This window comes from Aurantivibrio infirmus, from assembly GCF_054767315.1.
Genome location: NZ_BAAFSK010000002.1, coordinates 455,322 through 473,371, shown reverse-complemented (window position 1 = coordinate 473,371; position 18,050 = coordinate 455,322). Strand labels below are relative to the sequence as shown.

The window sequence follows — 18,050 nt, the reverse complement described above, 5'->3', positions numbered from 1 at the left end:
CCCCTGGAGTATCCTGATGATTCGCTTTAATAAACGTACTATTAAATCCTTCGGCTTGGTTTCAATACTGAGCTTAAGCGGTATCGTTTTGGCGGCGGATCGTTTTACCGGTGATTTTGCAGAAATGGAAACAACGCGAGAGCAAGCTTATGACAGCGCTGTGATCAGTGTTACCCGAGATGCGCTGGCTAACTTACTCAGAGATGAAAATTGGAACCCTGAAATTCTCGACTGCATGGAAACCTGGATTAATCAGGAACTCGCCCCCGATTACAAATACTTGGTTAGCAATACGCTTTTCGATGTTGACCAAGAAATTCGGAACCAATGGGCTCTTGAAGGCAGCATGCGTATTGAAATGGGGTTTCTTAATCGCTGGGTGAGAAAGCAATTAACTAATCCCGATTGTGGTCCACGGATACAACAACGGCGCACGATTTATCTCGAATCTGTTTTTTTACCCAATCATGAAGACCAAGCACTCGCGGAACTCGCACTAAAGCAAATCCAACAGCAATTTTCGCGAAATGGTTATGAGTTCGTAGACGAGTCTCGGCGGCAGTCAGCGCAATACCGAATGAATATCGATGGCATAAGAAGCGATGCCCGCAGTTCAGTAAAAACATTAAATTTAACCGGATACTACGTCGACAACCGCGTCGACAACCAACCCTACCTGAGTATTAACTCAACGGTCGACGCGCGATTAAAAACGACGGCTACGGAATTAGATATGCAGTTAGCTGAACGTCAATCCCAATCAGTATTAGCGCAAGTGAGAGAATGGGAAGCGACCCACGTCGTCGAAAATCGACAAATTGAAATTATTTTTATCTCAAAAAGATCCGCGACACGTTCTTTGGATGCATTGCTTGATGAAGTCGTCGCACGCTTTGAACTACCTGCGGAATTTTCCGAACAAGCGGACGTCATTCAAACGACGGAGCTTGACGATGAATTAATGGAAGTCTCCATAATTATTCCCGCACGTTATGGCGCTAACCTTAATCGCAGTCGCATGCGCGAGCTCCAAGAAATTGCGCGAGACGTGCTTTCTTATGAAATCGCCGCGAGCAACTTCAGCAATAACGCCACCAAGTTAACCATTTTCGATAGTAGTTCCGTCAAGGCAGAATGGGAAAAACAAGTGTGGGCTTATTTGGATACGGGGAAATTAGTATTTCCTGAGAATAGAAATGCCCTCGCCGTTACCAGAAGTCAGTTACGCAATAATCCCCGCGATGAAAAAGCACTTTATTTTATTGATGAAATCGTAAACCGGTTAGTTCAAAGAGCCATATACAAAATGGGGCAAGGTGCACTGAACAGCGCCAATGCGGATCTTACCCAAGCGCAAAGTATCGGCGCGGATCGACCGAATAAACCCTGGGCCACTGCGCGGGAGCAGCTGGACGCAGCCATTGCACGACAAAAACAACAACAATCGCCAAGTGGCAACATTATTGTTGCGAATAGCAACGGTGCATCGGCAAACGATAAACCACTTGTGCTATTTCCAGAGCTCGAATCATGGTCCACGCGAGCAATTGGCATTCAAGAAAACCGTGGCATCTTAGGAGTCGCTGCGGACATTCAAGGTATTAAACGAATTGAATTAAATGGCCAGAATATTGAATTTGAAGTCGGTAGCGAACAACAAACGCGGTTTTTGTCAGTGCCTGGCGCACAAACACAAGTATTTTATTTACCGCCAGATTTAACTGCAGGACAGCGTCAACTAAGTATCATCGTAACGGATGGCAATAACGAAAAAACTGAAAAAACACTGAGTGCTCACGACGGTAATTTTATCGTTAGCAATACGCAAAACGACTCATCAAACAGCAAAGAAAGTAATAGCGAAACCATTAAAGAAGGTGAACAAGCATTAACGGGTCGCTATCACGCGCTTATTATTGCCAACCAAGAATATCTTGAAGTTCCGGATCTCGCGACACCGACCAACGACGCGAATCAATTACGAAAAGTATTAATCGAACAATACAATTTTAGCGATGAACACATAACCACTGTCGTGAACGGTACTCGTGAAGAAATGGTTTTAGCGATTGATCAACTGCAAGATGAAGTTGGCCCCAACGACAGCGTATTAATTTATTACGCGGGGCACGGTTACCAAGACAAAGGCCACGCTGGCACTGGCTATTGGATTCCCGTGGACGGCAAAGATATTCATAAAAAGGGCCATCGTACATCTTGGGTGCCCAATGGTTATGTCGCAGATTATGTTGAAAAAGTGAAGGCCCGTCACGTACTGTTAATCAGCGATTCATGTTACGCCGGTACCTTTGCGCAACGAGGCAACGAAAGCGATTTCTTTATCGCAACGGGTGATTACATTAAAACCAAAGCGGGGCAAAACTCACGGCGCGCGATCACCAGCGGCGATATCGAGCCGGTCTCTGACGGTGGTGGTAACGGCCACTCGATCTTTGCTCACCATTTATTAACCGCATTACGCGGCCAGAACGAGCCCTACTTAACGGCTGAACAGCTATACAAACAACTTTATGGGCCAGTGAGTTCTGGTGCAGCACAAACACCGCAATACTTTGTTATGTCAGACAATGATAAAGGCGGAGATTTTGTATTCGTTAGGCGCTAGTCACAAAAGATATTGCTAATTTTTGGGGTTCTTACCGTCTAATGTAAATAATTACTTAACAGGGAATTAGGGGAACAACCATGAAATTTCTATCGACACTTTTATTGGCTACTTCATCAGTGGCTTTTTGTAACTTAGGGTTTACTGAAGACCGAGTTTTGTTGGTTGGTGTCGGTGACTATCAGTACGGCGACAATGACTTGCCTGGAATCAATTACGACATTGATGCGATGGTCAATGTCTCTAAGCTGATGGGCTTTAAAGATAATCAAATTAAAATCTTACGTGATACTGAGGCCACAGAAAAAAATGTTGCCAATGCAATGCTCACCTGGTTGGTAGATGGTGTGAAAGCCGATGACCGTGTGCTTTTTTATTTTAGCGGTCACGGCTCCCGCTTTAAAGATTCCAGTGGCGATGAAACCGATGACAAAAAAGATGAAACAATTCTTACTTCTGATTTCAGAATCGTTAACGAAAATGGCAAGCGCTATGTTGCCGGCGCGATCGTTGATGACACATTGGGAAAGATACTAGAAAAAATTCCGAGCAAGCATGTAATGGTGTTTATAGATGCCTGTAACAGTGGAACTGCAACACGCAGTTTGGATGCCGATCCCTCTTTACTGGGCGTCAGCAAAACCTACTCTAAATATCTTCATCACGGGTTTGATGATGTAGCAGCCGATCCAGATATTGAAGCCGCTACTTCTTCGCAGCGTGCAATTGGTGTTAAAGCTGCAGTTCTAGATGGATCGAGCGATAACTATGTTGCTCTCACCGCGGCAAAGGATGACGAAAAAGCGCTGGCAACAAGCAAAGGTAGTTTATTTACCTTAGGTCTCAAGCAAACTGTACGCAATGCTGTGAACAGCAACGCGAATATTACGCCGGCGCAAATCCAAAAGGCAGTACAAAACTATATCAACAGCAGAACTTCACCGGCGAAAATATTTCACCCTCAGTTAAGCGGCAATCCAAATAAGTTTAACAGCAACTTACCTTTAGCTTCTATTTCCAATGGTGCTGCAAATGTTGCCGGCACCAACTGGTCCAATTTAGTTGAGCTTTCTAATAAAATTTCCAGCCAGCAAGATGGAATTAAAATTACCACTAATGCTCAGCAATACAAGTTAGGTGAATCAATTGTGATCAGTGTGGATGTTCCTGGAAACGGCTATTTAAATGTTATTACTGTGGACTCCAAAGACGGCGATACTATTTTATTTCCCAACCAGTTCCATAAAGACAATCGAGTGTCTGCGGGAATGATGACAATTCCGACGGATAAAATGAAGTTTACTTTACCCGCCACAGAGCCCGCCGGTGACGCATTGGTAGTGGTTGTCTTTTCAGAAGATCCCATTAATCTTTACAATGAACAAGTTGGCGGAAAGCGAAAAGCAAACGGAGAGTATGACGAAGTATTCGCGCAAATATCTGAACCCGGGATGCGTGCTATTGGCGTCGCTGCAAAAAAATCTAATGTTATGCGCTCTAGCTACTTAAAAGTAAATACCGTCAAATAGTTTCTAGAATTAACCAACTAAGCATAAAAAAGGCCGATGAATAAAATCATCGGCCTTTTTTTGCTTAGCTCTTTTAAGTGTTAATGCGATCAAATGTGCTGTACTTTTTCAATCTCGTAATACACTTCACCAGCGGGAGTTTGAATAGCCACTTCATCACCCACAAACTTACCGATCAAACCTCGCGCTATAGGTGAATTAATTGAAATCTTGTTAGCTTTAACATCGGCTTCATCATCACCCACGATCTGGTAAGTTACCGATTCTTCGGTATCAACATTGACGATATCAACAGTCACGCCGAAAATAACTTTTTCGGTATTAGGAATGTTGGTGACATCAATAATCTGAGCGAAACTGAGTTTGCCTTCGATTTCTTGAATTCGGCCTTCGCAAAAACTCTGCTGTTCACGAGCAGCATGATATTCAGCGTTTTCTTTCAAATCACCATGCTCTCGTGCTTCGGCGATCGCTTTAACAATACGAGGACGAACAACTTTTTTAAGTTCATCCAATTCTTTTTGCAAGGCATCAGCCCCGGCTTTTGTCATGGGTACTTTACTCATACAGCAATTCTCCGATGAAGCTCTTGTAAGCGACGAACAGTTTGTTGTTGCCCAAAACGAAGCGCCATACAAATTGCATTCGCTCCCGCCAGTGTTGTCGTGTAATAAACACGATGATTCTCGGCGCTGCGACGAATTGATGAAGAATCCTTAATCGCCTGACGCCCTTCCGTGGTGTTAATGACAATATTAATTTCGTCGTTTTTTATCATATCTACGATATGAGGTCGACCTTCGGCGACTTTATTAACTTGCTGCACAGTTAAGCCAGCATCTTCAATAATTTTCGCTGTTCCCCGTGTGGCTACCAATTTAAAACCTAAATTAGTTAACTCATTCGCGACTGGCACAATCGCTTTTTTATCAAAGTCACGAACACTAATAAATACCGTACCCGACGTAGGAATTGGGCCACCCGTCGCCTGCTCAGCTTTCGCATATGCTTCGGCAAATGTATCGCCGACGCCCATCACTTCACCAGTCGATTTCATTTCTGGCCCAAGTATCGGGTCAACCGCAGGAAATTTATTGAAGGGGAATACCGCTTCTTTAACACTGAAATAATCTGGCACTACTTCTTTAGTAAAACCCTGCTCCGCTAGACTTGTACCAGCCTGACAGCGCGCTGCAATTTTCGCCAAGGAAACGCCAATACACTTAGAAACAAAGGGTACAGTACGCGACGCACGAGGGTTTACTTCGATAACATAAATTTCGCCGTCTTGATAAGCAAGTTGAACGTTCATCAAGCCAATGACGCCCAGCTCCAATGCCATACATTTAACTTGCTCACGCATATCATTTTGAACGTTTTCTGGCAAAGAATATGGCGGCAAAGAACAAGCGGAATCACCGGAGTGAACACCACACTGTTCAATATGTTGCATAATTGCGCCGATAATAACTTCTTTGCCATCACTCACCGCGTCGATGTCGACTTCGATGGCATTATTCAAAAAGTGATCCAACAACACTGGCGCTTCTTCGGAAACCTGTACGGCTTCTGTCATATAAGTGCGCAGCTCTTCCTCGTTATAAACAATTTCCATTGCACGACCACCCAGCACATAGGAAGGCCTTACGACTAAAGGATATTTCACTTGCAGCGCGGCAACTACCGCCTCATCCGTCGATCTTACAATCGCATTCGAGGGTTGTTTTAATTTCAAATTTTGAATCATCTGCTGAAAGCGCTCGCGATCTTCTGCACGATCAATGGCGTCCGCGCTCGTACCAATAATTGGCACGCCCTCTTCTTCTAGTGCGGCAACAATTCGTAGCGGCGTTTGACCACCAAACTGAACAATTACGCCCTTGGGCTTTTCTTTATGAACGATTTCCAAGACATCTTCTAAGGTGACTGGCTCGAAAAACAATCTATCAGAAGTATCGTAATCCGTTGAAACAGTCTCTGGATTACAATTCACCATAATGGTTTCGTAACCGTCTTCTCGCATTGCTAGGGCAGCGTGCACACAGCAATAATCAAACTCGATACCTTGACCGATACGATTGGGTCCACCGCCTAAAACTAATATTTTGTCTCGGTTACTGGGCTCGGCTTCGCACTCTTCTTCATAGGTTGAATACATGTACGCAGTAGACGTTGAAAATTCTGCTGCACAAGTATCAACTCGCTTATAAACCGGTCGCACATCTAAGGATTGACGATAGTTACGCACCGCACGTTGTTTTTGTCCAAGCAACGCACCTAAGCGACGATCAGAAAAACCTTTGCGTTTTAGTAAAAATAATTCTTGTTTAGAAATTTCAGTTAACTTGCGACCTTCTAATGCCTGCTCGGTTTTTATAAGGTCTTCGATTTGCACTAAGAACCAGGGATCAATAGCCGATGCTTCGAATACTTCTTCAACTGTCATTCCCGCTCTAAACGCATCACCCACATACCAAAGGCGATTCGCGCCAGGTGTGGTTAAATCGCGACGAATTTTATTCATCGCATCAGGGCTGGCCAAATCTACATGAGGTTCGAAACCACACGAGCCCACCTCTAAACCGCGTAAGGCTTTTTGGATTGATTCTTGGAACGTGCGGCCGATCGCCATCACTTCCCCAACTGATTTCATTTGCGTGGTCAATCGTGCGTCTGCTTCACCAAATTTTTCAAAAGTAAAACGCGGCACTTTGGTTACCACATAATCGATTGATGGCTCGAACGATGCCGGTGTCGCACCGCCGGTAATATCGTTTTTCAATTCGTCGAGGGTGTAACCGACAGCAAGCTTTGCGGCAATTTTTGCGATGGGGAATCCTGTTGCTTTTGAAGCTAAGGCAGAAGAGCGAGACACCCTAGGATTCATTTCAATAATAACGAGACGACCGTCTTTTGGATTTACCGCGAACTGAACATTTGATCCACCAGTCTCAACACCAATTTCGCGCAAGACTGCAATCGATGCGTCGCGCATGATTTGATATTCTTTGTCGGTAAGCGTTTGCGCCGGTGCAACAGTAATAGAATCACCGGTATGCACTCCCATTGGGTCAAAATTTTCTATCGCGCAAACGATAATACAGTTGTCGTTCTTGTCGCGAACAACTTCCATTTCAAATTCTTTCCAACCAATTAAAGACTCATCGATTAATAATTCATTGGTTGGTGATAAATCGATTCCGCGTAAACAGATTTCTTCGAACTCTTCCCAGTTGTATGCAATACCGCCGCCAGAACCACCCATTGTGAACGAAGGACGAATAATACAAGGGAAGCCAAATTCTTTTGGCACTTCTAAAGCGTCTTCTAAGGTTTTAACAATTTTTGCGCGGGGACATTCTAAGCCGATAGACTTCATCGCTTTATCAAAACGACTGCGATCTTCCGCCTTATCAATTGCGTCTTCGTTTGCACCAATTAATTCAACACCAAACTCTTCCAACACACCGTTGCGATGTAAATCTAGGGCACAATTTAAGGCGGTTTGCCCCCCCATGGTTGGCAGTACTGCATCAGGGCGCTCACGTTCAATAATTTTTTTAACGGCTTGCCAATTGATCGGTTCGATATACGTTGCATCCGCCATCGCGGGGTCAGTCATGATGGTAGCGGGATTTGAATTTACCAAGATAACGCGAAAGCCTTCTTCTCTTAAGGCTTTACACGCTTGCGCTCCTGAGTAATCAAACTCACAGGCCTGCCCTATAACGATAGGGCCTGCGCCAATAATTAAAATAGAATTGATATCGGTTCTTTTAGGCATTCTTACTCCGCTCGTCAGGCAAATTATTTTGCGAGACAGTTTTTACTAATCACTTAAATCTAAATAAATTGTGTTTTGATAAACGACTATTTATTTTTTCTCTGATCCATTAATTCAATAAAATGTTCAAACAAAGGCGCAGCATCTCGCGGCCCCGGACTGGCTTCAGGATGGCCCTGAAAACTAAATGCCGCCTTGTCCGTGCGATGCATACCTTGCAAAGAACCATCGAATAAAGAGCGGTGTGTCGCTAGTAAATTTTCAGTCAAGCTATCGTCATCGACAGCAAAGCCGTGGTTCTGACTAGTGATCATGACATTTTTATGAGTTAAATCTTGTACGGGATGATTCGCGCCGTGATGACCGAACTTCATTTTTTTAGTGCGCGCTCCGCTGGCCAAACCTAACAACTGATGGCCCAAACATATACCGAAGACGGGAATATCGGTTTCAAGAATTTCTTTGATTGCCGCAACTGCGTAATCACAAGGCTCAGGATCGCCAGGGCCATTGGATAGGAAAACACCGTCAGGTTGCATAGCCAAGACTTCAGCAGCGGGTGTTTGCGCGGGAACCACAGTCACTTCGCAACCATGATCAACCAAGATACGGAGAATATTTCGTTTGACGCCAAAATCATAAGCGACAACTTTAAATTTAGCTGGCTCGGTAGGAATCGTATGTCCTACACCTAAACGCCACGTCCCTTCTTGCCAAGAATATTTTTCTTTGCAAGAAACCACCTTCGCCAAATCCATACCTTTGAGACCGGGAAATTCTTTCGCTGCTAAAAGCGCTTTTTCATCGTCGACCTCACCGGCCATCAAGCAACCATTTTGCGCGCCTTTATCCCGCAAAATTCTCGTTAACTTACGGGTATCAATATCGGCGATGCCGAGAATATTTCTCTGCTTCAAATAATCATCTAATGACTGTTGGTTCCGAAAGTTACTCGCCAATAAGGGTAAGTCTCTTATCACTAAACCTGCAGCCCAAATAGTCTCGCACTCTTCATCTTCGGAGTTGGTGCCAACATTGCCAATATGGGGATAAGTTAAGGTGATAATTTGTTTTGCATAAGAAGGGTCAGTCAGAATTTCTTGATAGCCGGTGAGCGCTGTATTAAAAACAACTTCACCGGTAGAAACGCCTTCTGCACCAATCGCAGTGCCGCGAAATATTGTGCCATCTTCAAGAACGAGTATGGCGGGTCGATGACTCAAAATATTCTCCTCAGATTACATCTCTGGCTCATCTAAGACGAGCCAGCAATTTTTTAAGTATGCGCAGCTAAACTGTCGTACTCGCTAGATTAAGTACGCCTGTCTTCATAGTCATTATGGGTAACGAGGGAAGCCCCGGAACGGATCAGTGACGCTTGATTACATAAACTTGGGATCGAAAAAAAGCGAGATGAAGAATTAACTCCTATCTCGCTTCTTGTATGTTTATTCCCAAAGCCACAGGCCCTTGCCTTCAATCGATTCGCTGGATTTATCCGTTATATGCGGCATTGCATCGGTAAGGACTTAGATAGGACTTATGTCGTAAGATGGCCTGAATCTAGTCACCTACAAGGTGCAAACTCAGGCCGCGATTCTAGACGAAAACGCCTATTGTTGTCCAATCTAATCCACCGACAAAACCCATATCGGCGGTGAAAAATAGGCGGAAAAACTATAACGAAGCCACTAAACAAGCCACAGATCACAAATATCGCTGCATGGCTAGCAAGCAGACAAATACAGGGTTATTGTTAGTGAATTGTCGCCCTCAATTAGGTAGCGAATCTCGGCAGTCAAGAACTCCGCTGATAGCGGTTTTTCGAGACAAGATTTCCTATCCAGTCATATAAATGTCGGCTTCATGAGGACTACGAGGATCAACGACAGTGGTCGACGGGAGAAAGATGGCGTTTTTATCAACTCTAAAACAAATTCCGAGTCCTAATGCCGAACGCAGACATCCGAAAATAAAATAAATTCGTATCTTTCTTGTTAACTATTTCGATGTAATCCGCGAATACGAGAATTGATGGTTTCATACAATCAAACGCAAAGGAATTAACATGCAATTGAGCCAAACGAGACACTCTCTGAAGAATTTGTCAGCGCGACCTACAGTACTCACTGTTGGAGGTCTCAGATGTTTTGGCTTAGTTACGGCGCTATTTTTACTTTCTAATATCTTCACTCTCTCCCATGCCGCTGAAACCAATCAGGATACGGCGTCAGTTATAAGCAAACAAAACCTGAGCAGTCCAAAACGCGATAACGCAGAGCTACTTAAATACCCACATGCTCCCGGGCAGCTGCTAGTGCGCTTTAAACGTAATGCGAATTTTACTAACGCAGGCTCCGCCCAAGTCGAGCGCCACATCCATAAACAGGTAGGAAGTAAAACAGTTAAACGCTTCTCACAGAATCAAGATCTTGAGCTTGTGGAATTCAACACCAGCGCATCAATGTTAGAGATGCTAGAGGCATTCCAACAAGATCCTTCCGTCGATTACGTCGAGCCAAATTATTTTCTCCACACCTTCGCCACCCCCCTAGACCCCTCCTATACCTCACAATGGAATTTAAACAATATTGGTCAAAGTGGAGGTACTCTGGACGCCGACATCAATGCCCCTCTCGCTTGGGACATGACGACGGGAAGTAGTAACACTGTCGTTGGCGTAATCGATTCCGGCGTCGACTACACCCACCCAGACCTTGCTGCAAATATGTGGACAAACTCCAGGGAAATTCCTAACAACAATATTGATGATGACAACAACGGCTATATCGATGACATCTTTGGCGTTAACACCATTAATGAATCAGGAGACCCTTTCGACGATGACGGGCACGGCACACATGTCGCAGGCATTCTTGGTGCTAGAGGAAACAACGGCGTTGGGATCGCAGGCGTTAATTGGCAGGTTGAAATTATTGCCTGTAAGTTTTTAGTCGCGGAAGATTCCGGCCTAACCTCAGACGCCGTTGAATGTTTGGATTATTTTCTTGCGTTAAAAAATAGAGCGATTGACCCGGTCAACATTGTGGTAACAAATAACTCATGGGGTGGTGCCGGTTTTTCTCAAGCACTTTTCGACGCGATTGAAGCGCATCAAAATGCTGGTATCTTATTCGTCGCCGCTGCTGGTAACGATGGAGAAGATATTGACCTGAATCCGTCTTACCCTGCGAGCTATGAATTAGGTAATGTGATATCAGTTGCAGCGACAGACGACGACGATCAGTTATCTAGCTTTTCTAATTTCGGCCGCTTTTCAGTTGATGTCGGCGCTCCAGGGTCAGGTATTCTTTCAACCGTCCCCACCGGCAGCTGTCCGTCTTGTAGTCCGAGTGGCTATGCTTTCTTTAGCGGAACGTCGATGGCGACTCCTCATGTCGCTGGGCTTGCCGCGTTACTCCATACGCAAGATCCAGCGAGAAATGCAACGACGATTCGCAATTTGATCCTGAGCAGTGGAACAACATTGAATGCGCTTAACCAAACGGCAACCAGTAAACGCATTCGCGCCGCCGATAATAATGGCGTTGGCGCTTTGAGCTGCAACAACCAAATCCTAACCCGCCGAACCAAACCCAATAACAACAGAGCGATCGTACTTAGGGATAGCGCTCTGGATTTAAATGTTTTGAATATAAACTGCGGCAATGCGGCAGGAAATGTTTCTGTCTCCGTTACGCCGGCAAACGATAGCGTTACCTTGCTCGACAACGGAGTGAACGCAGACGCTGATTCAGGGGACGGCGTTTATTCTGCTTCTTACATACCGCTCGGGCCCTCCACTTTAGTTTTTCCCGGAAACGATTTACTACCCGTCGATATTATTTATAACTACCAAACACCTGTAATGACTAGTTTTGTTTTTCGGACCATAAGCAGTCCAACTAACTTGAATTTAGCTGATGATGAATTCGCAACAATCAGCATTCCGTTTTCAATCCCCTTTGGTCTTGTCGAGAACGGATTTACGGAATTATTTGTTAGCAGTAACGGCGTATTAAGTTTCGATAGTAATTTTGAAGAAAGCCTCGGGCTTTTCGCAGGATTAAATTTACCGTTAACGTCAGATTCTGTGCCTTTAGCAATTGCTCCCTTTTGGGATGATTTAAACCCAGAAGCAGGTGGCAGTGTCGTTTGGGGTATTCAAGGTGTAGCGCCGAATCGGCAGCTAATTGTCGAATGGCGAGATGTGCCTCATTTCGAAAGTAACGCCAATCCTCTGCTGGCTGGCAGTGCAGGTGTAGTAACGTTCCAAGTGGTATTTTTTGAAAATAGTTCTGATGTTTTATTTAATTATTTAGATGTTGATTTTGAAGATCCTGCCTATGACGACGGTGCTTCCGCCACTATCGGCACCAAAGTAGCGCCAACTGGCATTACGCAATTTAGCAACAACAGCGCGAGTGTCAGCAACAATCTTGCTTTGTTGTGGCAAGTTGCCAATGTGCCACCGACTGCAAATGCGGGCCCAAATCAAGTGGTGCAACTACAATCACAAAATGTTGTGCTTAACGGCAGCAATAGTCGCGACGCCGATAATGTCATCGTCGATTATTTGTGGACACAGTTAAGTGGGACCTCTGTCACGATCAATAATGCAAACACAGCCATCGCTAATATCGATACCCCTACAAGCGCTGAAACATTACGCTTTAACTTAACCGTTACCGACGGAGACGGCCTATCAGCCAGTGACACCGTCGATATTCGTATCAATGCACCACCTAACTCGAACGCCGGAACGCCTCAAACCGTTGGCCGCAATAGCTTCGTTACTTTAAATGGTTCTGCCAGCAGTGACAGTGATGGCAGCATTTCAACTTATAGTTGGGCGCAAACAGCCGGCACTAGCGTGACTCTGAGTAACACTGCAATAGCGAGTCCAACATTTACAGCAAGTGGAACCGCGGAAGATTTACGTTTTGAATTAACGGTGACAGATAGTGACGGAGTTTCTGATACTGCAATGGTAACTATTACAGTCAGCGCCACCGCTATGACAGTTCCCAACCCCAGCACCCCACCCAGTTCTGGAGGCGGGAGTAGTGGCGGTGGCGGCTCAATCAATTTGAGCGTTTTATTATTTTTATTGTTGGTCGTTTTCTATGGTCGTTTTAGCCTTAAAGATTTAGACAACCCGCAACCTATTCGTCTTTTCCGTAGCCGTCAGCATTAAAACGAAGTAATAAAATAAAACTGACACCATGACACGAACAAAAAATGAAATGCTTATTTTAAATTAAGTACATCTTGCATTGAATACAAACCATTTGCCTGCTGATTAAGCCACTTTGCTGCACGTACAGCGCCACGAGCAAATACGATTCGATTCGAGGCTTTGTGAGTAATCTCAACACGCTCGCCATCAGCCAAAAACATTACAGTGTGATCTCCTACAACATCGCCGCCGCGAATTGTGGCAAAGCCAATGGTTTCGCGATCGCGAGCGCCGGTTTGCCCTTCGCGGCCATAGGTCGCGACTTTTTTCAAATCACGATCTAAGGCACCAGCAACAACTTCACCCATGGCCAATGCAGTCCCTGATGGTGCATCCACTTTATGCCGATGATGAGCCTCAACAATTTCTATATCAACATCATCACCCAAGGTTTTTGCAGCCAGCTCAATTAATTTCAGACTCACATTTAAACCAGAACTATAGTTTGCAGACAAGCACATTGCCGTCTCGGATTGATAAGTCGCTATGTCATTTTTTTGTTCTGCGCTTAAACCCGTTGTTCCAATAACTATTTTTTTATTATTTTCTGCACATAATTTTGTGTTGTTTAAGGTAGGAGCGGGCGCAGTAAAATCAATAAGAACATCGAAATCATTTAAAATTTCTTCCAAACTGGCGACCACTGTAATTCCATTTTTACCAATTCCTGCAAGTTCACCAGAATCCGTGCCCACTAAGCTACTGTCTGGACGCCCAATCGCACCAGTCAACGAAACACCATCCGTCTGCGAGATAGTTTCGATCAACATTTTACCCATGCGACCTGCTGCACCAGTCACTGCGATACGAGTTGTCATGTGTGTTCCCCTTGCATTAAATAAGCACTCACTAAAAATCAGTTAAAAAATTCAATCGCTGTTATTATTTACAACGTTAGCCGTTAACACCAACTGCATAGCTTGTTTTACGGAAAGATCCAATGGCTCACAACGTGACTTAGGTAAATACAGCAAGAAACCACCGATCTGATAACTCAGCGGCACATAAATTGAAATTTGCTCTTTTTGATCGCCTAATGTCACATCTTCATTGGTGACGAAGCCAATCATTTTAATATTGTTATCCAATGTAATGGCGACAACTTTTTGCATATTCTGGCTTTTATCGCCAGCAACGAACCTTAATAAATCCTTGGCGCTACCATATAAAGTATTTACAAAAGGAATGCGTCCCACCAAAGACTCAAGCCAAGAAAACAATTTATTAATTAGATAGGCTTGAACTAAAATTCCGTGCACGAAAATAATTATGAGAGCGGACACAACGCCCATACCCGGCATATACCAACCGCTGGGCAACATCCACTCTAAGGGAATCCTAAGAAGATCTTCAGCACTGACAAACAGCCAATAAATTAAGCCGAAGGTAATGACGATAGGCAAGGTAAAAACCAAGCCTTTTAAAAACGTATTGGCGATCGTTTTCATAGTTATTCCCGGTACCGCAATTACTGGAATTCGAATGATTCAATAAATCGCCTGACGGTGCAAACAATTTATGAAGCGGAAACCGGCATCATTACCGAAGCCCACAAAGGGGGTTTTTAGATTTTCATATCACCGAAGAAACTTTTCATTCCTTCAAACCAGCTGTTTTGACGTGGGGAGTTTTTCGTTCCCGTCATTGACGCCTGAAATTCTTTTAGTAATTCTTTTTGCTTGCCGCTTAAACTCACCGGTGTCTCAACAACAACTCGACACATCAAATCACCAGCCGCACCACCGCGAACCGAGGTTACACCCTTACCTCGCAAGCGAAACAACTTCCCGGTCTGCGTTTCTGCCGGTACTTTTAATTTTACTCTTCCATCGAGAGTGGGCACCTCAATTTCACCACCTAATGCGGCCTCTACGAATCCGATTGGCACTTCACAAAAAAGATTTTTGCCTTCGCGCTGAAAAATCTCATGATCTTTAACGGACATTTGCACATAAAGATCGCCGCTTGGACCACCATCAGTTCCTGCTTCACCTTCTCCGGCCAAGCGAATACGATCGCCGACATCAACACCGGGAGGCACTTTAACTGAAAGCGTTTTTTCTTCTTCAACGCGACCATGACCCTTACAGCTGTTACACGGATCAGTGATGATCGAACCTTTACCACGACAGTTTGGACAGGTTTGCTGAACCGAGAAAAAACCTTGGGACATTCTCACTTGGCCAACGCCACCACAGGTAGTACAACCCGTTGGTTTAGTACCAGATTTAGCCCCGGATCCATCGCAGGTTTTACAAGAAATTAATGTCGGCACACGAATTTTTACATTAGTGCCTTTTACTGCATCTTCGAGGGACAACTCTAATGTATAGCGAAGATCAGAGCCTCTTGCCGGCCCGCCACGAGATCTGCCGCCGCCTCCACCACCAAAAATATCACCGAACACATCGCCAAAAACATCACTAAAGTTTCCGAAGCCGCCGCCACCAGCGCCGCCCATTCCGCCCATCCCCTCAACACCGGAATGGCCAAAACGGTCGTAAGCTTCGCGTTTTTCAGAATCAGAGAGGACTTCGTAGGCTTCGCTCGCTTCTTTAAATTTTTCTTCAGCGTCTTTGTCGTCAGGGTTTCTGTCAGGATGAAACTTCATCGCAACACGGCGATAAGCTTTTTTCAGATCTTGTTCTGAAACACTTTTTTCAACACCCAATATTTCGTAGTAATCGCGTTTAGACATAAATTCTTTCTTTTAAATTAGACAAGCTTCTTCAACTTAACATCTGGTAACTATAGCGATCTATAGTTCGCGCTTTTCGCACAAAAGTATTGCTTCCCAGACACGCATAACGCGGGACATGTCCCGCGTTAGTTTTTTGCCAATTTAGTGTGCTAAAAAAGTACGTAAAACCGGCTATCAATTACAAATAATTTATTGCAAAAATTATTTGTTGTCTTCGTCTTTAACTTCTTCAAACTCGGCATCAACCGCACCATCTTCAGCAGCCGTTGGCTCTTCTTGTGCACTTGCGTCTGGCCCGCCTTCACCTTGCGCTTGAGCAGCTTGTTCCGCATACATTTTCTGCGCTAAAGAACTCGATGCTTCAGTTAGCTTAGTTGTCGCCGCGTCGATTTTTTCTTTATCTTCGCCTTTAACAACTTCTTCAGCTTCTTTAATCGCTTCTTCAATGGCAGTTTTCTCTTCCGCCGAGGCTTTGTCACCGGCTTCAGTTAAGGTTTTTTGCGTTGCGTGAATTAAACCTTCCAAAGTGTTGCGCGCCGTTACAATCTCCTCAAACTTACGATCGGCATCGGCATTCGCTTCTGCGTCCTTCACCATTTTTTCGATTTCAGCGTCATCTAAACCAGAAGAGGCTTTAATCACAATAGACTGTTCCTTTCCTGTCGCCTTATCTTTGGCGCCAACATTCAAGATACCATTGGCATCAATATCAAAGGTCACTTCAATTTGCGGAACACCTCGATGTGCAGGAGGAATATCAGCCAAATCAAAACGGCCAAGAGATTTATTCTGCGAAGCTTGCTTACGTTCACCCTGAACAACGTGAATGGTCACTGCTGTTTGATTATCTTCCGCTGTTGAGAAAATCTGCGACTTCTTAGTTGGAATCGTCGTGTTCTTCTCAATAAGAGGTGTCGCAACACCGCCCATGGTTTCGATACCCAAAGTAAGCGGGGTAACATCTAACAACAATACATCTTTAACATCACCTGCCAATACCGCACCTTGAATAGCGGCACCCATGGCTACTGCTTCGTCGGGGTTTACATCTTTACGTGGCTCTTTGCCAAAAAATTCTGCTACTTTGGCTTGCACTAAAGGCATACGCGTTTGACCGCCCACCAAAATGATATCGTCGATATCACTTACCGAGATACCGGAATCTTTAATCGCCATTTTTACAGGCTCGATAGACTTGGTAACCAAGTCTTCAACCAAAGATTCTAATTTCGCACGTGTTAGTTTAACGACCAAATGCTTAGGTCCACTTTGGTCCGCAGTGATGTAAGGCAAATTCACTTCGGTTTGCTGGCTAGAAGACAGTTCAATTTTTGCTTTTTCAGCGGCTTCTTTTAAACGCTGCAACGCTAAAGGATCATTGTGTAAATCGATACCACTGGACTGTTTGAAATCAGCCGCCAAGTATTCGATTAAACGCATATCGAAATCTTCACCACCTAGAAAAGTATCGCCGTTGGTTGATAAGACTTCGAACTGATGCTCTCCATCAACGTCAGCAATTTCAATAATTGAAATATCGAAAGTACCACCACCTAAATCATACACCGCAACAGTATGATCGCCTTTCGCTTTATCCATACCGTAAGCAAGCGCAGCAGCAGTTGGCTCATTAATAATTCGCTTAACGTCTAAACCGGCAATCTTGCCCGCATCTTTAGTCGCTTGACGCTGAGAGTCGTTGAAATATGCAGGCACAGTAATAACTGCTTCTGTAACCTTCTCACCGAGATAGTCTTCAGCCGTTTTTTTCATTTTCTTCAATACTTCGGCTGAAATTTGTGGCGGTGCTTTTTTATCGCCCGCGACCTCTACCCAAGCATCGCCATTGTCTGCCGCAACAATTTTGTAAGGCACCATGGAAATATCTTTTTGCACAACGTCGTCTTTAAATTTTCGACCAATTAAACGCTTAACCGCATACAAAGTATTTTGCGGATTTGTCACTGACTGACGCTTTGCGCTCTGACCAACTAAGATTTCGTTGTCATCAGTGAAAGCAACAATTGACGGTGTCGTGCGATCACCTTCTGAGTTCTCAATTACTTTGGCTTTGCCGCCTTCTAAAACTGAGACACAGGAATTAGTTGTTCCCAAGTCGATACCGATAATTTTGCCCATGAACCTTCTCCTCGTTACTCAAAAGCAACCTA

General features: G+C 44.5%; 10 protein-coding genes. 3 read left to right on the top strand and 7 right to left on the bottom strand.

Annotated elements, in window-relative coordinates; all coding sequences use genetic code 11:
- Window positions 1-16 precede the first annotated feature (16 nt).
- Together ACYUCY_RS05790 and ACYUCY_RS05785 are read left to right on the top strand one after the other, a co-directional pair.
- Complete coding sequence (locus ACYUCY_RS05790; RefSeq protein ID WP_460225508.1) at window positions 17-2,626, top strand: caspase family protein; 2,610 nt, start codon at window positions 17-19, stop codon at window positions 2,624-2,626.
- An 80-nt stretch (window positions 2,627-2,706) separates the two neighbouring features.
- A complete protein-coding gene (locus ACYUCY_RS05785; RefSeq protein WP_460225507.1) occupies window positions 2,707-4,155 on the top strand; it encodes a caspase family protein in 1,449 nt (482 codons plus the stop codon).
- An 89-nt stretch (window positions 4,156-4,244) separates the two neighbouring features.
- On the opposite strand, the gene greA is transcribed toward ACYUCY_RS05785, so the two are convergent.
- The 3 genes from greA to carA all read right to left on the bottom strand — a co-directional run bounded on the left by greA (window position 4,245) and on the right by carA (window position 9,162).
- Window positions 4,245-4,721, bottom strand: a complete 477-nt coding sequence (gene greA, locus ACYUCY_RS05780) for a transcription elongation factor GreA (protein ID WP_460225506.1) — start codon at window positions 4,719-4,721, stop codon at window positions 4,245-4,247.
- Complete coding sequence (carB, locus tag ACYUCY_RS05775) at window positions 4,718-7,939, bottom strand: carbamoyl-phosphate synthase large subunit (protein ID WP_460225505.1); 3,222 nt, start codon at window positions 7,937-7,939, stop codon at window positions 4,718-4,720. The genes greA and carB overlap by 4 nt, the downstream gene beginning before the upstream one ends.
- 86 nt (window positions 7,940-8,025) lie before the next feature.
- Entirely contained in the window at window positions 8,026-9,162 is a 1,137-nt protein-coding gene (gene carA / locus ACYUCY_RS05770; RefSeq protein ID WP_460225504.1) for a glutamine-hydrolyzing carbamoyl-phosphate synthase small subunit, read from the bottom strand.
- A gap of 845 nt (window positions 9,163-10,007) precedes the next feature.
- Here carA and ACYUCY_RS05765 point away from each other — a divergent pair.
- Window positions 10,008-13,136 (top strand): S8 family peptidase, encoded by a 3,129-nt coding sequence (locus ACYUCY_RS05765; protein ID WP_460225503.1) that lies wholly within the window; start codon window positions 10,008-10,010, stop codon window positions 13,134-13,136.
- Window positions 13,137-13,189: 53 nt separating this feature from the next.
- On the opposite strand, the gene dapB is transcribed toward ACYUCY_RS05765, so the two are convergent.
- The 4 genes from dapB to dnaK form a co-directional block, all read right to left on the bottom strand.
- Window positions 13,190-13,996 (bottom strand): 4-hydroxy-tetrahydrodipicolinate reductase, encoded by an 807-nt coding sequence (gene dapB, locus ACYUCY_RS05760; protein ID WP_460225502.1) that lies wholly within the window; start codon window positions 13,994-13,996, stop codon window positions 13,190-13,192.
- 51 nt (window positions 13,997-14,047) lie between these two features.
- Window positions 14,048-14,626, bottom strand: coding sequence for a DUF502 domain-containing protein (locus ACYUCY_RS05755; RefSeq protein ID WP_460225501.1), 579 nt, complete (start codon window positions 14,624-14,626; stop codon window positions 14,048-14,050).
- 116 nt (window positions 14,627-14,742) lie between these two features.
- Complete coding sequence (gene dnaJ, locus ACYUCY_RS05750) at window positions 14,743-15,876, bottom strand: molecular chaperone DnaJ (RefSeq protein ID WP_460225500.1); 1,134 nt, start codon at window positions 15,874-15,876, stop codon at window positions 14,743-14,745.
- Window positions 15,877-16,080: 204 nt separating this feature from the next.
- Window positions 16,081-18,018, bottom strand: coding sequence for a molecular chaperone DnaK (dnaK, locus tag ACYUCY_RS05745; protein WP_460225499.1), 1,938 nt, complete (start codon window positions 18,016-18,018; stop codon window positions 16,081-16,083).
- Between the last annotated feature and the right edge of the window lie 32 nt (window positions 18,019-18,050).

Coding starts and splice junctions, on each gene's coding strand:
- carB (WP_460225505.1), bottom strand. CDS start 7,939: ATGCCTAAAAGAACCGATATCAATTCTATTTTAATTATTGGCGCAGGC.
- ACYUCY_RS05755 (WP_460225501.1), bottom strand. CDS start 14,626: ATGAAAACGATCGCCAATACGTTTTTAAAAGGCTTGGTTTTTACCTTG.
- ACYUCY_RS05765 (WP_460225503.1), top strand. CDS start 10,008: ATGCAATTGAGCCAAACGAGACACTCTCTGAAGAATTTGTCAGCGCGA.
- greA (WP_460225506.1), bottom strand. CDS start 4,721: ATGAGTAAAGTACCCATGACAAAAGCCGGGGCTGATGCCTTGCAAAAA.
- ACYUCY_RS05785 (WP_460225507.1), top strand. CDS start 2,707: ATGAAATTTCTATCGACACTTTTATTGGCTACTTCATCAGTGGCTTTT.
- dnaK (WP_460225499.1), bottom strand. CDS start 18,018: ATGGGCAAAATTATCGGTATCGACTTGGGAACAACTAATTCCTGTGTC.
- dnaJ (WP_460225500.1), bottom strand. CDS start 15,876: ATGTCTAAACGCGATTACTACGAAATATTGGGTGTTGAAAAAAGTGTT.
- dapB (WP_460225502.1), bottom strand. CDS start 13,996: ATGACAACTCGTATCGCAGTGACTGGTGCAGCAGGTCGCATGGGTAAA.
- ACYUCY_RS05790 (WP_460225508.1), top strand. CDS start 17: ATGATTCGCTTTAATAAACGTACTATTAAATCCTTCGGCTTGGTTTCA.